The sequence below is a fragment of the Pseudonocardia sp. TRM90224 genome (assembly GCF_021245725.1).
Lineage (GTDB): Bacteria > Actinomycetota > Actinomycetes > Mycobacteriales > Pseudonocardiaceae > Pseudonocardia.
The window spans coordinates 128,295-144,827 of sequence record NZ_JAJGSX010000018.1 but is presented as its reverse complement, the minus strand read 5'-3'; the positions used below and the strand labels follow the sequence as shown (position 1 = coordinate 144,827).

Here is a 16,533-nt window from a genome sequence, read left to right as displayed (position 1 = left end):
ACCATGACTCTGCTCACCGCCCGCCCCACCGACCGCAACCTAGCCACACCCGCGCTGATCACGGCATGATCTGAACCGCAGAGCCTCCGCGAAGTGGAGTTACACCACTCCTGGGGACGTCACCCACTTTTTCCTGCCCTCACAGGGCAGGAAAGTGGCTTTCCTGCCCACGTGTGCAGAACGCACATATCGCTACCGCGCGTGCGCGGAGTCTCGGGCGTGGCGTCCGCTCTCAGCCGCAGGCGGCGGCCAGGGACGTCGGGGCCGTGGAGCTCGGCTCGGGGGTTTCGGTCGAGCTCGGCTTCGCCGACGTCGTCGGCCGCTGCGTCGGGGTGCTCGCGGTGGGCGGCGGTGCGGCGGGGCGCCCGCTGACGGTGTCCTGGACGACCTTGCGCATCAGGTCGAAGTTCGGGTCGCCGGTGTTGAAGTGGCCGTCGTCCTGGTCGGGGTCCGGCAGCGACGGGTCGAACGACACGCTCTCCAGCGCCACGCTGTCCTTGCCGGCCAGCGACACCAGCGCCGGCAGCACCTGCTGCGGGATGTTGGTGGAGACGCTGTTCTTCGTGGCGGCGGCGACGGCCTGGAAGTTCGTCAGGATGTCGGCCGGGCTCTTCTGCGTCAGCAGGGTCTGCAGGAGGCAGCGTTGGCGGCCCATGCGCGCGTAGTCGGACGAGTTGGTGCGGGCTCGCGCGAACGCCAGCGCGAGCCGCCCGTCGAGCTTCTGCACGCCCGGCTCGATGTACCCGGTCGGCTTGATCTTCTCGCCGTGCGGTCCGATGCCGCCGATGGCCAGCCGCTCGGGCCCGACGTCGAGCGTCACGCCGCCGACCGCGTCGATGATCGACTCGAAGCCGTGCATGTCGACCTCGATGAAGTAGTCGAGCTTCAGGCCGAGCATCGTCTCGATCGACTGGTGCAGGAGGTTCAGACCGGGGTCCTGCGTCGGGCCCTGCGGCGTGTCCTGGGGGTGGTCGCGGCCCCACGCGTAGACGGCGTTGAGGAAGTAGTCGCCCGCGCCCGGGTTGCCCTTTTCGCGGAACCCGTCGGGGAACTTCTCACCCATCGGGGTGTTCTCCGGGAACTGCGCGCGCTCGATGTTGCGCGGCAGCGAGAACAGCGTGGTGCGCCCGGTCTTCGTGTCGAGGCTCGCGACCATCATCGTGTCGGTGCGGGCGCCCCGGCGGTCCGGGCCCGCGTCGCTGCCGACGAGCAGGATGTTGAGGCGCGGTTTCGCGATCGCCTCGGCGGCGTCGGTGCCTCCACCGCCGGTGAAGAGCGTGTCGAGCAGGCTGCGCTGCGAGTTGGCGAGGTTCGCCCCGAAGCCGAACGGTGCCGCGATCACCATGCAGAGCGCCGCCACGACACCCACGCCGATCGCCTGCCTGGCCAGGCCGAGACCGCGCGGGCGCGCCAGCACGTAGGTCCGCACGATGACCGCCATCCACGAGATGGCGGCGATCAGGGCGCCGACGGTGGCGAGCACCAGTACGCGGGTCGAGAGCGCGTTCTCCAGCAGCGTCGTGCGGTCGGCCGTCATGACGAGCAGCACGACCGAGACGACGACCAGCAGGAACACGCCGAGGATCACCGCGCCGGTGCGGCGGCGGTGCAGCAGCAGGTGGCCGGCGCCGGGCGCGACGGTGGCGGCGGCGGTGGCGATCAACGCGCGGCCGAGCGAGCGCTCCGGCCCGCGGCGGGCCGTGCGGCGCTGCGCCGGCTCAACGGGTTCGTCGTAATCGCCGTAGTCGTCGTAATCGCCGTAGCCGTCGTCGAGCGCCGGCTCCTCGACGATCTCCGCATCGGTCGGCTCGATCCGCTCGGTCTCCGCGGTGTGCCGCTCGTCGTGGTTGCGGGTGTCGCCGATGCCGCCGCGGCGCGGCGGGGTGGGCCCGACGGGCCTGGTCGGCGGGTCCTGGTCGACGGGCTCGCGGACCTTCGGGATCTTGTTGGTGCTGGCCTCGTCGTCGCGGCCGGGGCGCGCGCCCGGCCGGCGCCGGGCGGGGACCTGGCGCAGCGCCGTGGTGTTCGCCGCCTCCACCTCGGGCTTGGCGGCCCGGCCGCGCTTGCCGACCTGGGGGATCGCGGTGGTGCTCGGCTCGCCCCGTTGCGTGGGCGCCGCGCGGAACGCGCTCGTCATCGGCTCGGCGGGCGGCTCGGCGCGTTCGGTGGGCGTCGCGCGGAACGCGCTGGTCATCGGCTCGGCCGGAGGCTCGACGGGACGGCGGTTGTTGGGCCGGCCACCGCTGCCGCGCGGCTCGCCCGCCGGGCGCCGGTCGTTCACCGCCCGCACGCGTGCCGTCCGCTGCTGGCCGGGACCCTGCTCGCGCTCGGCGCGCCGCGGCCACGGCTCCTGCGGCTGCCCGGTGGGGGGACGACGGCGACCGGCACGTGTGCCGTCGCTTTCTCCCCCGCTCACCGATTGCCCTCCACTGCTCCGAAACAGACGCCGACCGGCGATGAAACCGGTCGGAGCCTACTGCGAGTGACGATCATTACTATGCCGTGGCCCGTCAGTTACGCGTATGGGCGACATCGATGGTGATCCCTGTGAGCGACTCGGATTCCCTCCAGAGTCCCTCTTGCAGGTCACGGTCGTGTGACTGGGCGCTCGACCCGACCGGTCGCGGACGACCCCATGCCTCGCCCGGTCCATCGGGCCCGATGAAGGAGCCGCCGGGCAGGTCGGTGACGGTCGCGGCGTGCAGGAGCGGCAGCGCGCCGGCCGCCGCGGGCTGGCTGATGAATCGGTTCATGAAGGACATGAACAGCAATTCCGCGCGAACCGGCGAATTCGACTGCAGGTTCGTCGCCGAATATCCGGGATGCGCCGCCATCGAGCGCAGCGTCGAACCCGCGGCGACGAGCCTGCGCTGGAGCGTGTAGGCGAACATCAGGTTCGCGAGCTTCGAGCGGCTGTACGCCGACCACCGTTCGTACCGCCGGTGTTCCCAGTTGAGGTCGTCGAGCCGGATTCGCCCGATCCGGTGAAGCGCACTCGTCAGGGTGACAACCCGATCTCGCACCCGGTCGAGGAGCAAGCCGGTGAGCGCGAAGTGGCCGAGGTGGTTCGTCCCGAGGTGGGTCTCGAAGCCGTCGACGGTGCGGCCCAGTGGCACCGCCATCACGCCGGCGTTGTTGACCAGCACGTCGATGGGCGTGGTGATCGAATCGGCGAACTTGTGCACCGAGCCGAGATCGGCGAGGTCGAGCTGGCGGACCTCGACGGAGCCGTCGACGGTCGCGGCCGCCGCCTCGCCCTTCTCCACGTTGCGGCACGCCATCACGACATGGGCGCCCGCGGCGGCCAGCTCGTGGGCGGCGACCAGCCCGAGACCGCTGTTCGCGCCGGTGATGACCACCGAGCGGCCGTCCTGCGCCGGCATGTCGGCGACGTTCCATCGGGACGCGCTCATCCTTCGACGATACGGATCGTTGGCGGGAGGCGTCCGACCCACCACCTGTATGCATGCAGACTGTCGTGTGTGTCCCTCTCCGCGCATGCCGCCGCGATCGTGCTCGCGGGGGGCAGCGGCACCCGGCTGGGTGCCGCGCGCAACAAGGTCTACCTGCCGCTCGCCGGGCGCATGGTCATCGTGTGGTCGCTCGTGGCGATGGCGCAGCACCCCGATGTCGGGCCGGTTGTGCTCGTCGTGCGCGAGGGCGACCCGCACGTCGACGAGGCGCTGCGCGCGGCCGTCGACGCGGCCTGTCCCGGCGTCGAGATAGTGACCGGCGGCGCGACCCGTCAGGAGTCGGAGCTGGCGGGGCTGCGCAAGCTCGCGAGCCGGATCGAGGGGGCCCGGATCGACGAGGGCGGGATCGACGTCGTGCTCATCCACGACGGCGCGCGACCCATGGCCGACGCGCCGCTGGTCGACGCGGTGCTCACGGCCGCGCGGACCCACGGCGGGGCGGTGCCGGGGCTGCGCCGCGATGACGTCGTCGCGGTGACCGCCGACGGCCTGGGGCTCGCCGGGCCGGCGCCGGCCGGGCTCGTCGCGGTGCAGACGCCGCAGGCGTTCGTCGCCGACCGGTTGCTCGCCGCGTACGAGGAGGCCGCGCGGGTCGGCTTCGCCGGCACCGACACGGCGTCCTGCATCGCCCGCTTCGCCCCCGACGTGCACGTGCGCTGGGTACCGGGCGACGAGCGCAACTTCAAGATCACCTACGCCGGCGACCTGGAGCGGGCGGAACACGTGATGGCCGACCGCCCGTAGAAGTTCCCCACCGTTTTGTGCATCCGCGCGCCAAATCGGCGCGCAAGTGCACAAAACGGTGGGGAACTTCAGGGGCGGGGGAGGCCGACGGTCGACTCCCGGACGACGAGGCGGTGCTGCCGCGTGACGGTGTGCGGCGCGCCCGGTGGGCGGTCGCCGCTGATCCGGCTCTGCAGCAGCCCGACGGCGGCGCGCGCGACGCCGTCGAGGTCGGGCGCGACGGTCGTGAGGCTCGGGGTGCTGAACCGCGCCTCCTCGACGTCGTCGAACCCGACCAGCGCGACGTCCTCCGGCACCCGGACGCCCGAGCGCAGCAGCTCGCGCAGCGCCCCGACGGCGAGCATGTCGTTGAAGCAGAACACCGCGTCGGGCCGCGGGTCGCGGGCGAGCAACGCCCGCATGCACGCCGCGCCGTTCTCGCGGTGCCACGGCCCGGTGTCGCCGAGCAGCTCACGCCGCAGCGGCAGCCCGGCGCCGGTCAGCGCCTCGGCGTAGCCGCGGAAGCGCTGCTCCGCGGTGCCGATGCGCTCGTCGGGGTGCAGCCCGATCGCCGCGATCCGCCGCCGCCCGATCCGCAGCAGGTGCGTCACCGCCTCCCGCGCGGCCGCGACGTTGTCGATCGAGACGTGGTCGAGCGGTCCACCGGCCGCCACCCGCTCGCCCAGCAGCACGATCGGCAGGCCGGCCGGTGCGGTCGCGAGGTCGTCGGGGCCCAGCTCCAGCGGGCTGAAGATCACTCCGTCGACGAGCCGGTTGCGCGCGCCGGAGAGCACGTCGAGCTCGCGTTGCCGGCTCTGCAGGGTCTGCTCGATCAGGACGACCAGGCCGCGCTCCTCGGCGTGCTGCATCACGGCACCGGCCAGCTCGGAGAAGTACGACGACTGGCGCAGCTCGGGCACGGCGAGCGCGATGATCCCGGTGCGCCCCGCGCGCAGGCTGCGGGCCGACAGGTTGACCTGGTAGCCGAGCCGGTCGAGCGCCTCCTGCACGCGGGCCCTGGTGTCCGGGCTGACGTGCCGGAACCCGTTGACGACGTTCGAGACGGTCTTGACCGAGACCCCGGCGTGGTCGGCGACGTCCCTCAAGGTCACGGGCACCGGGGGATCCTATTGGCCGCCCAGGCCGGTCGTCGCGACGCTGCGCACGATCTGGCGCTGGAACAGCATGAACACGATCAGCAGCGGCAGCGCGGCGATGACGACACCGGCCATCGTCAGCGCCCACTGGAGCCCGGCGGGGCTCTTCACGATCGCGAGCCCGACGGGCAGCGTCATCAGCTCGGCGTCGGTGGTCACCACGAACGGCCAGAGGAAGTTGTTCCACGCGGCGATGAACACGAAGATCGACACCGCCGCGACGACGGGCCGGGAGAGCGGCAGCACGATCGTCCAGAAGATCCGCCACGGCCCGGCGCCGTCGATGCGTGCCGCCTCCTCCAGCTCCAGCGGCACGGCGTCGAAGAACTTCTTCAGGATGTAGACCATCACCGGCGCCACGACCTGCGGCGCGATGATGCCCGCGAGGGTGTCGACGAGGTTCAGGGCGAGCATCTCCCGGAACAGCGGCACGATCAGGATCTGCGGTGGGACGACGATCGCGGCGATCGTCACCGCGTACATGCACCGCCGCCCGCGGAACAGCGTGCGCGAGAAGCCGTAGCCCGCCATTGCGGATACGGCCACCGTCAGCACCGTCACCAGCGTGGCGACGACGAGGCTGTTGACCAGCCACGTCACGACGTCCCCGGCGGCGAACAGGTTCGCGTAGCTCTCGAAGGTGAATCCGCTCTCCGGCAGGAACGTCGCCGGCACCGCGGCGGCGTCGGTCTCCGACTTGAGCGAGGTGACGAGCGCCCACGCGAGCGGGAGCAGCCAGAGTGCGGCCATGAGCGCGAGCGCGACGAACGCGATGGCCCGCGGCACCCGAGGACGGGCCGTCGGCGCGCTGCGCCGCCGCTCGGCGACGCGGGTGGCCTGCCGCGGTGGGGTCAGCGTCGGGGCTGCCATCTCATCCCTCCCTGTTCCGCAGCAGCCGCAGCTGCGCGACGGAGATCACCGCGATGACCACGAAGAACACGTAGGCGATGGCGGAGGCGTAGCCGAGCCGGTAGCCGGTGAAGCCGGTGTCGTAGATGTACTGGATCACCGAGCGCGTCGAGTCGTCCGGCCCGCCGGTGGTCATCAGGTAGATCTGGTCGAACACCTTCAGCGACGCCAGCACCTGCAGCACCGCCACCAGCACGAGCGTGCGGCGCAGCTGGGGCAGCGTCACCGACCACGTCTGGCGCCACCCGCCCGCACCGTCGAGCGCAGCTGCCTCATACAGCTGCTGCGGGATCGCCTGCAGGCCGGCGAGCAGCAGCAGGAAGTTGAACCCGACCGTCCACCAGACGGTGGTCGCTGCCACCGCGGCCATGGCGACGCCCTTGGTGGTCAGCCACGGCACGGCCGCCGCGCCGAAGCCGGCGAGGAAGTTGTTGATCAGCCCGAGCTCCGGCTGGTAGAGGAACTGCCAGAGCAGCGCCACCGCCGCCACCGGCAGCAGGTACGGCGCGAAGAACGCGAGGCGCCACAGCCACCGCCCCGGCAGGCCGAGATCGACGAGCAGCGCCATCACCAGCGCGATGACGACCAGCGGCACCGTACTGATCACCGTGAACCACAGCGTGTTGAGCAGAGTGGTCCAGACCAGCGGGTCGGTGAACGCCTCCACGTAGTTGTCCAGCCCGACCAGGCCGCCGCGCCCGGTGAGGCTCTCCCCGGTGAAGCTCATCCACAGGCCGTAGAGCAGCGGGAACGCCAGGAACGCCACGAAGAGCACACCGAACGGCGCCACGAACCAGAACCCGGACGACGACCACGGCCGGCCGGTGTCGGCGCGCCCGGTGCCTGCGCGCACCGCTTCGCGGGCGGTCATGCCGGGTTCGGCTTCGAGGCGAAGGTGTCCAGCTCGCGTTGCAGCGTCCGGACCGTCTCGGCGGTGCCCGGCCCGCCGCTCCAGGCCGCGCTCAACGCCTGCGACATGCGCGTCTGGAACGTCGAGCCGGCACCGGTGAACCACGCCTGCGGGTCGAGCGCGACGGCGTCCTGCGCCGCCGTGTAGTGCGATTGCGGCATGAGGTCGGCGTAGCCGGCCGACTTGGTCACGGGCTGGTACGCCGGGATGTGCCCGGCGCGCGCCCACGCCAGCGACTCCTTCAGCAGCGCCGCCGCGTACCGGTGCGTCGCCTCCCGCGCCGCCGGGTCGACGACGCTGCGGCGGGGGAGCACGAACACGTGCGAATCGGCGGCCGCTGCCGGGACGTCGAAGACGGTGGGGAACGGTGCCATGTCGAAGTCCATCTCCAGCTCCTGGAAGGACACCAGCTCCCACTCGCCGCAGAAGTAGATGCCGCTGCGGCCCGCGCCGAACGACGCGATGGCGGACGCGTAGCTGTCGTTGCCGGTGGCGAGGGTGCCGTCGAAGAGCCGCTTCCCGAAGTCGACGGCCCTGGCCGCGGCGTCGGGGTCCATCCGGGCCGGTGCGTCGGCGAGCTCCATGGTCGCGCCGGTCTGCCGGTAGAGCGTCCAGAACAGGCGCCACGCCTGCGACGCGTCGGAGAGGAAGCCGTACGCGGCGCCGTACGAGCCGGTCACCTTCTGCACCTCGGCGAGCGCCTCGAAGAACCGGTCGGCGCCCGCCAGCTCGACGATCCGCCGGTCGGGGCCGAGCAGCCCGGCCCGCTCCAGCACCGGCGGGGCGTAGAACATCACGAACGGGTGGGTGTCGAGCGGCAACGCGAACAGCTCGCCCGCCTGCTGGCTGCTCCGCAGCACCGACTGCGGGAACGCGTCGAGCGGCGCGCCCAGCTCGCCGAGCAGGTCGACGTCCCAGGCGTCGAGCAGGCCGCCGGGTGCGTACCCGGGCAGGCGGGAGAGGTGCAGGACGGCCATGTCGGGCGCGCGCCCGCCGGCGGAGGCCATCGCGAGCTTCGTGTAGTACAGCGCGCCCCAGGCCAGCACGGTGGTGTTGATGCGCACGCCGGTCGAAGCCGCGGCGGCGGCCTGCATCTTCTGCATGATCTTGCCGTCGCCGCCGGTCATGAGGTGCCAGAACCGCAGCTCCTGGGCTGCGGGAACGCCGCCGCACGCGCTGAGCGCACCGGCGCCGAGCAGCCCGAGCAGCACGCTCCTGCGGCTGATGGACCCGGCCTCGCCGTCGAGACCCACGTGCGCCACCCCCTCGCGTGTACAACGTTGTTTACAACGATGTATGTGACGTCGGCCTCATGGTTGCGGGTGCCGAGCGTTCCGGTCAAGGGGTGGGACGAACTTCTTTACATCGTTGGAAGTCGCAAGGTAGAACGGGCCCATGACGCCGATCGCCGATGTCGTGCTGGATTCCTCCTTTCGCGTCGGGCCGGTGCCGCGACGGCTCTTCGGGTCGTTCGTCGAGCACATGGGCCGATGCGTCTACGGGGGCATCCACGAGCCGGAGCACCCCACGGCCGACGAGGACGGCTTCCGCGGCGACGTGCTGGAGCTGACCCGCGAGCTGGGCGCCACCGTGATCCGCTACCCGGGCGGCAACTTCGTCTCGGGCTACCGCTGGGAGGACGGCGTCGGCCCGCGCAACGAGCGGCCGGTGCGGCTGGAGCGCGCGTGGAAGGCGCTGGAGACCAACCAGGTCGGCACCGACGAGTTCCTCGGCTGGGCGCGGCGACTCGGCGCCGAGCCGATGATGGCGGTCAACCTCGGCACCCGCGGCATGCAGGAGGCCTGCGAGCTGCTGGAGTACTGCAACTTCCCGTCGGGCACGGCGCTGTCCGACCTGCGGATCAAGAACGGCACCCGCGAGCCGCACGACGTCCGGCTGTGGTGCCTGGGCAACGAGATGGACGGGCCGTGGCAGATGGGCCACAAGTCGGCCGCCGAGTACGGCCGGCTCGCGGCGGAGACGGCGCGTGGGATGCGCCGGCTCGACCCGGACATCGAGCTGGTGGCCTGCGGCAGCTCGCACAGCCGGATGGCGACGTTCGGCGCGTGGGAGGCGGAGGTGCTCGAGCACACCTACGAGCTCGTCGACCACGTCTCGCTGCACGCCTATTACCAGGAGCACGACGGCGACACGGCCAGCTTCCTCGCCAGCGCGGCCGACATGGACCGGCAGATCGAGGCCGTTGTCGCGACCGCCGACGCGGTGGGTGCGCGGCTGCGCAGCCGCAAGAAGCTGACGCTGTCGTTCGACGAGTGGAACGTCTGGTACCAGTCGCGGTTCGTCGGTGAGAACGCGATGGCGTTCCCCGAGGCCGGCTCGACACCGCGGCCGCTGATCGAGGACAACTACAGCGCGCTCGACGCCGTCGTGGTCGGTGACCTGATGCTGAGCCTGCTGCGGCACGCCGACCGGGTGGCGATCGCGTGCCAGGCGCAGCTCGTGAACGTGATCGCACCGATCCGGACCGAGCCCGGTGGGCCGGCGTGGCGGCAGAGCATCTTCGACCCGTTCGCGCTCACCGCCCGGCACGCGCGCGGGCAGGTGCTGCGGGCCGCCGTCACGGCGCCGGTGCTCTCGACGAAGCGGCACGACGACGTCGACCAGCTCGCCGTCTCCGCGACGCTGGACGAGGAATCGGGCGAGCTTGCGGTGTTCATGGTGAACCGCTCGCCGCAGGAGGTGCTGCCCGCCAGGGTGCGGCTGCCGCGCGGTTCGTGGCGCCCGGTCGCGCACGAGGGCATCGCCTCCGACGGCACGACGCGAGCCAACAGCGCGGGCGAGCCGGACGCGGTGCGGGTCGGGGGACGGCCGCTGCCCACCGTCGCCGACGGCTCCGTCGAGCTGGAGCTCCCGGCGGCGTCGTGGACCGTGCTGAGGTTCGCAGCTGAGCGCTGATACAAAAAGAGAGCACCGCTCTTGACGAACTGCTTCAGCTGTGTGACTGTTGACCGCAAGCGAGAGCACTGCTCTCGACACGGAGCGGAAGAGGCACATGATGAGCGAGCGGGTGCTGGTGACGGGCGCGACGGGCAACACGGGATCGGCGCTGCTCGACCTGCTGGTCGAGCGGGGCGTGCCGGTGGTGGCGATGGTGCGCAGCGAGTCGGGCCGGGCGAAGGTCCGCGCCGACGTACCCGTGGTGGTGGCCGACTTCGACGATCCCGAGGCCGTGGCCGCCGCGCTGACCGGCGTGCGCGCGGCGTACCTGGTGACGCCGTCGTCGGAGCGGGCGCAGGAGCAGCAGGAGAGGTTCGCCGAGCTGGCGGCGGCGGCCGGCGTGCGACACCTGGTGAAGCTCTCCCAGCTCGCGGCGGCCGAGGACTCGCCGGTGCGGTTCCTGCGCTACCACGCCGCCGTCGAGCGTCGGATCCGCGAGCTCGGGATCGGCTACACGTTCCTGCGCCCCAACCTGTACTTCCAGGGGCTGCTGAACTTCAGCGGGTCGATCGCGGCGCAGGGCACGTTCTTCGCGCCGATCGGCGACGCGAAGATCAGCGCGGTCGACGTGCGCGACATCGCCGCGGTCGCCGCCGTCGCGCTCACCGAGCCGGGCCACGAAGGCCGCACCTACACGATCACCGGACCGGCCGCCCTCACCCACGCCGAGATGGCGGCCGAGATCGGTGCCGCGACGGGCCGGCAGGTCACGTTCGTCGACGTCGCGCCGGCGGCGTTCGCCGAGGCGCTGCGCGGGATGCTGCCCGACTGGCAGGCCGAGGGCCTCGTGGAGGACTACGCGCACTACGCCCGCGGCGAGGCGGCGGCCGTCGATCCTTCCGTCGCCGAGGTCACGGGCCGGGCGCCCCGCGGATTCGCCGAGTTCGCGAAGGACCACGCCGCCGCGTTCACGGGGTGACCGACGTTCTTGCTGTCGAGAGTGCTCCCGAAACGCAACAACGTCGTTGTCGACGCGGTGTCGGGGCACGCCTCTAGGCTGTGCCCGACGTCGGAGATCCGGGGGGACCATGAGCGTCGAGACGCGCACGGACGTACCGCCGGGCACCGCTGCCCCGGCCGAGGCGAGGCGGATGCTGCGGACACTCGCGCGCGGGACGGCGACGCCCGACCGGCTGCGGAGGGTCGGCGCGGTGCTCGTCGTCGGGTGTGTGGTGTTCGCGCTGGTAAGCCTGTTCGACGGGCTCGCGCGCTCCGGCGACGTCCGCGACGCGGGCCAGCGGATCGCCGTCGTGCGGGCCGACGCCGCGGAGCTGTACCGCTCGCTGGCCGATTCCGACGCGATGGCGACCAGCGGTTACGTCGCCGGCGGCATCGAGCCGGCCGACGTGCGGGCGCGGTACGACGCCGACATCGCCAGCGCGGCCGATCGGATCGTGCATGCGGCCGGTCTGCTCCCGGCCGACGACCCCGCCGCCGAGCACATCAAGACGATCTCCCAGCAGCTGCCCGTCTACAACGGGCTGATCGAGACGGCGCGGGTCTACAACCGGCAAGGGCTGCCGCTGGGCCAGTCCTACCTCGACAGCGGCTCGAAGCTGATGCGCTCGACGATCCTGCCGGCCGTCGACAAGCTGCGGATGCTGGAGAACGAGGCGCTCAGCAGGGCCTACGGCGAGGGCATCGCGTTCCCGTTCATCGTGCTGGTGCTCGGCATCGCGGTGCTGGCCGGGCTGGTCGACGTCACGTTGCGCGAGCAGCGCCGCACCAACCGGACGCTGAACCTCGGCCTCGCCGGTGCAGCCGTCGCGATGGTGCTGGCATTGCTGTGGTGGTCGGTCGCGCTGCTCGTCGGCGCCGCCCAGATCAGCCAGGCCAGCACGCACCGGACCGCGGCGACGGCACTCGACGACGCCCGGATCCAGGTGCTCCAAGCACGGAGCAACGAGAGCCTCGTGCTGGTTGCGCGCGGTGGTGGCAGCGCCGACTCGGAGTTCACGAAGCTGCTCGAAAAGGTGCTGGGCCCGAACGACAACGGGGGCCTGCTGGCCGACGCGCAGCAGGCGGGGGTGCAGGTCGAGAGCATCAGGTCGGCTGCGATCGGCTGGCGGGAGGCGCACCGGAAGGTGCGCGAGGCCGACGACAACGGCAACTTCCCCGAGGCCGTGAAACTCGCGGTCGGGCCGGACCCGACCGGGTCGGGGGCGACGTTCGAACGGCTCGACGCCGCCCTCGGATTGGCGCTCGACACCCAGCGGAAGGCGTTCGACGACAACGCCGGCGCGGCGAGCGCGGCGCTCGCCGGCCTGATGGCCGGCCCGACGGTGCTGGCGCTGATCGCCGCGGGCGCCGTGATCGGCGGAGTGGCACGCAGGGTGGGGGAGTACCGGTGAACACCGTCAACGCCAGGCGCCCGTTCGTCTACCTGTGCATCGCGGGGGTGCTCGCGCTGGGCAGCGCGGTGATCACGGGGCTGACGCCGCCCCCGGCCCCGCCGTCGACGGCGACGCAGGAGGCCCCGCCGCCGGCGCCGGCCGCAGGCTGCGAGCAGCAGAAGGTCGACAGCCTGCGCCCGGAGGGGCCGCTCCCGCCGCCCGGTCAGATGCCGCCAGGCTCCACGATGGACACGATCCTCAAGCGGGACAGGCTCATCGCGGGCGTCGACCAGGGCAAGTACCGCCTCGGGTTCCGCAACCCGACCAACGGCGAGCTCGAAGGTTCCGACATCGACGTCGTCAAGATGATCGCGCAGGCGATCTTCGGCGACCCCAACAAGGTCCAGTACGTCGTGCTCAACATCGCCGACCGCGCACAGGCAGCGGCCGACGGCAGGGTCGACGTCGTGGTCAACAGCTTCACCGTCACGTGCGAGCGGCAGAAGCTCGTCGAGTTCTCCACCGCCTACGTCGCGGCGGCGCAGAAGATCCTCGTGCCGACCGCGAGCGGGGTCACCGACGTCAAGCAGCTCGCCGGCCAGCGCGTCTGCACCTCACGCGGCTCGACGACCGAGGTCGTGCTGCGCAAGCCGGAGTACAACCTCGACGTCGTGACGTACCCGAACCTGCCCGACTGCGTCCTCGACCTGCAACGCGGGCGGGTCGCCGCGGTGTCCAGCGACGACATCATCCTCGCCGGCCTCGCCGCGCAGGACCCGCAGACGCGGGTCGTCGGCGGCGCGCTCGACGAGGCGAGATACGCCGTGGGGATGAACAAGTCGCAGCCCGACCTCGTCCGCTTCGTCAACGCCGTGCTGGAGAAGGGCCGCGACGACGGATCGCTGCTGGCGAGCAACCAGAAGTGGATGGGCCAGCAGCTCCAGGTCGTCCCGCGCCCCGCCGAAGCGGCCTACCGCGACTGACCCGAACTTCCCCACCGTTTTGCCAACCTGCATGGCGTTTCGGGCGTGCAAGTAGGCAAAACGGTGGGGAACTTTACGTTGGGGTGGCGCGGATCGTGATCGTCGTCCAGGCGCCGAGGCGGATGCGATCTCCGTCGGAGAGCGGGATCGGCGTGTTGGGCGCGATGGTGCTGCTCGTATCGCCGATCGTGGTGCCGTTGGTCGAGTTGAGGTCGACGATCTCCCAGCCGCCGCCGTCGCGGGCCTGCAGCAGCGCGTGCAACGTCGAGACGCCCGGGTCGAGCGGCGGCCCGGTGAGGTCGATCTCCGGGAAGATGCCGCGCGACCGGCTGCGCCGCCCGATGGTCAGCCGGCCGCCGGTCAGCTCGAACCGGCGCTCCGGGCAGAACGGCGGGAACTCCAGCCCGCCTGCGTCGGGCCCGTTGCGCTTGCGCACCTCCTCGTACCAGGCACGATCGGCCTCGACGGTTGCGCTCCAGCTCTGCGGCACGGCGGCGGCCGGGGCAGCCGTCGGCTCCGGCGGAGGGGTCGACGCGGCCGGCTTGACGGGGTTGACCACCTCGACGGCCCCGTCGTGCCCGCACACTTCGCAGAACCGGCCGTCGCGGCGCGCGCCGCAGTTGGCGCAGACGTTCGCGGCGGGTGCCGCGGCCGGTGGGGCCGGCGGGAGCTGGGCCGTGCTCGTGGCGCTGCCGGCGGCACCGCCGGTGGTGTCCGGGCTTGCACCGATCTGCGCCGCCCCGATCTGCCGCCCGCAGACGTCGCAGTAGTCGGTGGTGGTCGATTCGTGCCCGACCGGGCAGGTCGCCGTCACTGCTCCGCTCCCCGCACCCGGACGGTCTTGGTCGAACGCGTGTCGAGCGTCATCTCGTCGGCGTCCGACACCGAACGGCGCAGCGTCACCGTGCCCGACGGCGCGTCGATGACGTCGACGACCCGCTCCAGCAGCCGTGCGGTGTCGGAGTTGCCCGATTCCGCGGCCAGCGCGACGGCCCGACCCAACCGCGCCGTCGCGGTCGCCACATCGCCCGCCTTGCGGGCCGCGAGGCCCTCCTGGATCGCCTCCGCCAGCTCCGCCTGGCCCGTGTAGTGGGCGACCCCGCGCGCGATGCGCGTGGAGAGCGCGGTGTCGTCGGTCCAGGTGACCGGGACGAGCAGCTGGCCGAGCACGTCGTCGGAGCCCGCGGTGACGAGGCTGATGCGCGCGGCGAGCACGTCCTCGTCGATGCTGCCGGCCTCGATGTCGATCGCAACGTGGTACTCGCGGCTCTCCGCGCCCCACGAGCCCAACGGGTAGTCGCCGCGCTGCGGCCCCGACTCGTTGCGGCGGCCCGTCAGGTCCTCCACCGTCGGCGAGACCTGTTTGACGAACCGGATGGACGCGCCGCGCGGGGTCCAGAGCCGCAACGCGACGTCTGCCATGCTCTTGCCCATCGCCGCGCCCATGATCGCCTGGAAGTCGGCGGCGAGGTCGGCCGGATCGGCCACGATGTCGACGCTGCCGAGCAGCGCCGAGGAGATCGTGCGCAGCTCGTCGACCCGCCAGTCGGTGCCGACACCCCGGCAGTCGCACGTGAACTTGCCGACGACCGACCGCAGCGCGGCGTCGAAGTGCACGGCACGCTCGCCGTTCTGCCCGTCGGTGAGCAGGATCGCGTGCTTGAGCGGTCCGGCGAACCCGTCGGCGATCTGCCCGGTCAGCTTGAGCCAGCTGCCGATGCCGGTGCCGCCGTTGGCCGCCAACCGCTCGACGTAGGTCGTCGCCTCGGCGCGCGTGCGCGCGTCGGCGCGGGCGACCCCGCGGTCGGGGTAGAGCTGCCTGGCGTCCTGCGTACCGACGACGACGGCGAACGCCACGCCGTCGCGCAGCTCGGCGATCGCGGCCGCGGTGGCCTGCCGCGCGGAACGGATCTTGTTGCCGCTCATCGACGTCGAGCAGTCGATGATGATCACTTCGAGGGCGTCGCTCGTCGCCGCCGGCGCATCGCCGGTCGCGGTGACGGTGACGATCGCATCGACGCTGGTGGCGTCGATGGCGAGATAGCGGTTGTAGTCGACCTCGACGGTGAACCGGGGCGGCTCGGTCATGCAGTGCTCCTCGGGAGGTCGGGGGATACGGGGATGACGACCACGGTGATGTTGTCGCGGCCACCGGCCTCGATGGCGATGCCGGTGAGCTCGGTCGCCGCCGCGATCGGGCCCTCCTCCGCCACCGTCGGCAGCGTGAGGCCGGCGAGCTCGTCGGCGTCGGGCACGTAGTTCCACAAGCCGTCGGTGCAGAGCAGGAGCACGCCGGGCGTCTGCGGGGTGAACGTCATGACGTCGGGCTCGGCGGGCCCGTCGGCCCCGATCCAGCGGGTGATCGCGTGCGCCATCGGCGCGGACATCGCGGTCTCCTCGTCGAGGACGCCGGCCGCGATCTGCTCGGCCGCCCACGAGTGGTCGTGCGTGAGCAGCCGTGAGCCCGCGTCGGAGAGCCAGTAGGCCCTGCTGTCGCCGACCCATCCGACGGAGATCGCGGCGGTGCCGTCGTCGGAGCGTTCGACCAGCCCGCAGACCAGCGTGCACGACGGCGCGTCGCGCAGGCTGCTGCCGGCGAGCGTGGCGACCGCCTTCGCCGCGGTCGCGACGGAGGACCTGATGAGCTCATCGCTGGACCCAGACCCGGACCCGGCGCCGAGCAGGCCGGTCAGCGTGGTCTCGGCGGCGCTGCGGGAGGCCAGCTGCGGGTCGCGCACCGAGGAGACCCCGTCGCAGACGACGGCCGCGATCACCTCCGTGCCCCTGGCCAGCTTGCCCAGCGCCATCGCGTCCTCGTTGCGGCGGTGCACGAGCCCGCGGTCGCTCACCCCGGCGAGCACGGCGAGGTCGATCTCGACGTGGTCGGTGCCATCGTTCCTGCGCAATCCACACCCCGAGCAGTAGTCGGACTCGCCGTCGGCCGGAGTGCCGCAACGCACGCACGGCTCGGGCGACGCCGTGGCGCGGGTGGCGTCGCGATCGAGCCGCAGATCGCGCCCGCAGCTCTCGCAGAACAGGTCGTCGGCGTGCACGGGCTCCGCGCAATCAGGACACATCACGGCGCGC

The 16,533-nt window shown here is 72.0% G+C and carries 14 protein-coding genes; 5 read left to right on the top strand and 9 right to left on the bottom strand.

All coding sequences use genetic code 11. The features are described 5' to 3' along the window. Nucleotides 1-232: 232 nt before the first annotated feature. A complete protein-coding gene (locus LL648_RS45360) occupies nt 233-2,416 on the bottom strand; it encodes an LCP family glycopolymer transferase (RefSeq protein ID WP_232664968.1) in 2,184 nt (727 codons plus the stop codon). A 94-nt stretch (nt 2,417-2,510) separates the two neighbouring features. Further along, nucleotides 2,511-3,413, bottom strand: coding sequence for an oxidoreductase (locus tag LL648_RS24105; RefSeq protein WP_232664967.1), 903 nt, complete (start codon nt 3,411-3,413; stop codon nt 2,511-2,513). Nucleotides 3,414-3,482: 69 nt separating this feature from the next. Between LL648_RS24105 and LL648_RS24100 the strand changes: the two genes are divergently transcribed. Next, entirely contained in the window at nt 3,483-4,217 is a 735-nt protein-coding gene (locus LL648_RS24100; protein WP_232664966.1) for an IspD/TarI family cytidylyltransferase, read from the top strand. Between the two features lie 68 nt (nt 4,218-4,285). On the opposite strand, the gene LL648_RS24095 is transcribed toward LL648_RS24100, so the two are convergent. Genes LL648_RS24095 through LL648_RS24080 form a run of 4 tightly spaced genes read right to left on the bottom strand, consistent with a single transcriptional unit; the run spans nt 4,286 to nt 8,425 of the window. Then, the gene (locus tag LL648_RS24095; protein WP_232664965.1) at nt 4,286-5,314 is read right to left on the bottom strand and encodes a LacI family DNA-binding transcriptional regulator; all 1,029 of its coding nucleotides are present in this window, start codon (nt 5,312-5,314) and stop codon (nt 4,286-4,288) included. A gap of 9 nt (nt 5,315-5,323) precedes the next feature. Then, nucleotides 5,324-6,223 (bottom strand): carbohydrate ABC transporter permease, encoded by a 900-nt coding sequence (locus LL648_RS24090; RefSeq protein ID WP_232664964.1) that lies wholly within the window; start codon nt 6,221-6,223, stop codon nt 5,324-5,326. 1 nt (nt 6,224) lies between these two features. After that, on the bottom strand, nt 6,225-7,133 hold the full coding sequence (locus LL648_RS24085) for a carbohydrate ABC transporter permease (RefSeq protein WP_232664963.1): 909 nt from the start codon (nt 7,131-7,133) through the stop codon (nt 6,225-6,227). Next, nucleotides 7,130-8,425: an extracellular solute-binding protein gene (locus LL648_RS24080; RefSeq protein WP_232664962.1), complete on the bottom strand. Its 1,296-nt coding sequence runs from the start codon at nt 8,423-8,425 to the stop codon at nt 7,130-7,132. The genes LL648_RS24085 and LL648_RS24080 overlap by 4 nt, the downstream gene beginning before the upstream one ends. A 142-nt stretch (nt 8,426-8,567) precedes the next feature. On the opposite strand from LL648_RS24080, the gene arfA reads away from it, so the two are divergent. The 4 genes from arfA to LL648_RS24060 all read left to right on the top strand — a co-directional run bounded on the left by arfA (nt 8,568) and on the right by LL648_RS24060 (nt 13,446). Continuing rightward, nucleotides 8,568-10,088 (top strand): arabinosylfuranosidase ArfA, encoded by a 1,521-nt coding sequence (gene arfA, locus LL648_RS24075; protein WP_232664961.1) that lies wholly within the window; start codon nt 8,568-8,570, stop codon nt 10,086-10,088. Between the two features lie 97 nt (nt 10,089-10,185). Further along, on the top strand, nt 10,186-11,049 hold the full coding sequence (locus LL648_RS24070) for an SDR family oxidoreductase (RefSeq protein WP_232664960.1): 864 nt from the start codon (nt 10,186-10,188) through the stop codon (nt 11,047-11,049). A 109-nt stretch (nt 11,050-11,158) separates the two neighbouring features. Beyond that, nucleotides 11,159-12,481: a hypothetical protein gene (locus LL648_RS24065; protein ID WP_232664959.1), complete on the top strand. Its 1,323-nt coding sequence runs from the start codon at nt 11,159-11,161 to the stop codon at nt 12,479-12,481. Next, nucleotides 12,478-13,446, top strand: coding sequence for a transporter substrate-binding domain-containing protein (locus tag LL648_RS24060; RefSeq protein ID WP_232664958.1), 969 nt, complete (start codon nt 12,478-12,480; stop codon nt 13,444-13,446). Before LL648_RS24065 ends, LL648_RS24060 begins: the two co-directional genes overlap by 4 nt. 73 nt (nt 13,447-13,519) lie before the next feature. On the opposite strand, the gene LL648_RS45355 is transcribed toward LL648_RS24060, so the two are convergent. Genes LL648_RS45355 through LL648_RS24045 form a run of 3 tightly spaced genes read right to left on the bottom strand, consistent with a single transcriptional unit; the run spans nt 13,520 to nt 16,523 of the window. Further along, a complete protein-coding gene (locus LL648_RS45355; protein ID WP_232664957.1) occupies nt 13,520-14,260 on the bottom strand; it encodes an FHA domain-containing protein in 741 nt (246 codons plus the stop codon). Then, nucleotides 14,257-15,534 carry a vWA domain-containing protein gene (locus LL648_RS24050; protein ID WP_232664956.1) on the bottom strand — a complete coding sequence of 426 codons (1,278 nt, stop codon included), beginning with the start codon at nt 15,532-15,534 and terminating at the stop codon, nt 14,257-14,259. Before LL648_RS24050 ends, LL648_RS45355 begins: the two co-directional genes overlap by 4 nt. Then, nucleotides 15,531-16,523 carry a PP2C family serine/threonine-protein phosphatase gene (locus LL648_RS24045; RefSeq protein WP_232664975.1) on the bottom strand — a complete coding sequence of 331 codons (993 nt, stop codon included), beginning with the start codon at nt 16,521-16,523 and terminating at the stop codon, nt 15,531-15,533. Before LL648_RS24045 ends, LL648_RS24050 begins: the two co-directional genes overlap by 4 nt. Nucleotides 16,524-16,533: the final 10 nt, after the last annotated feature.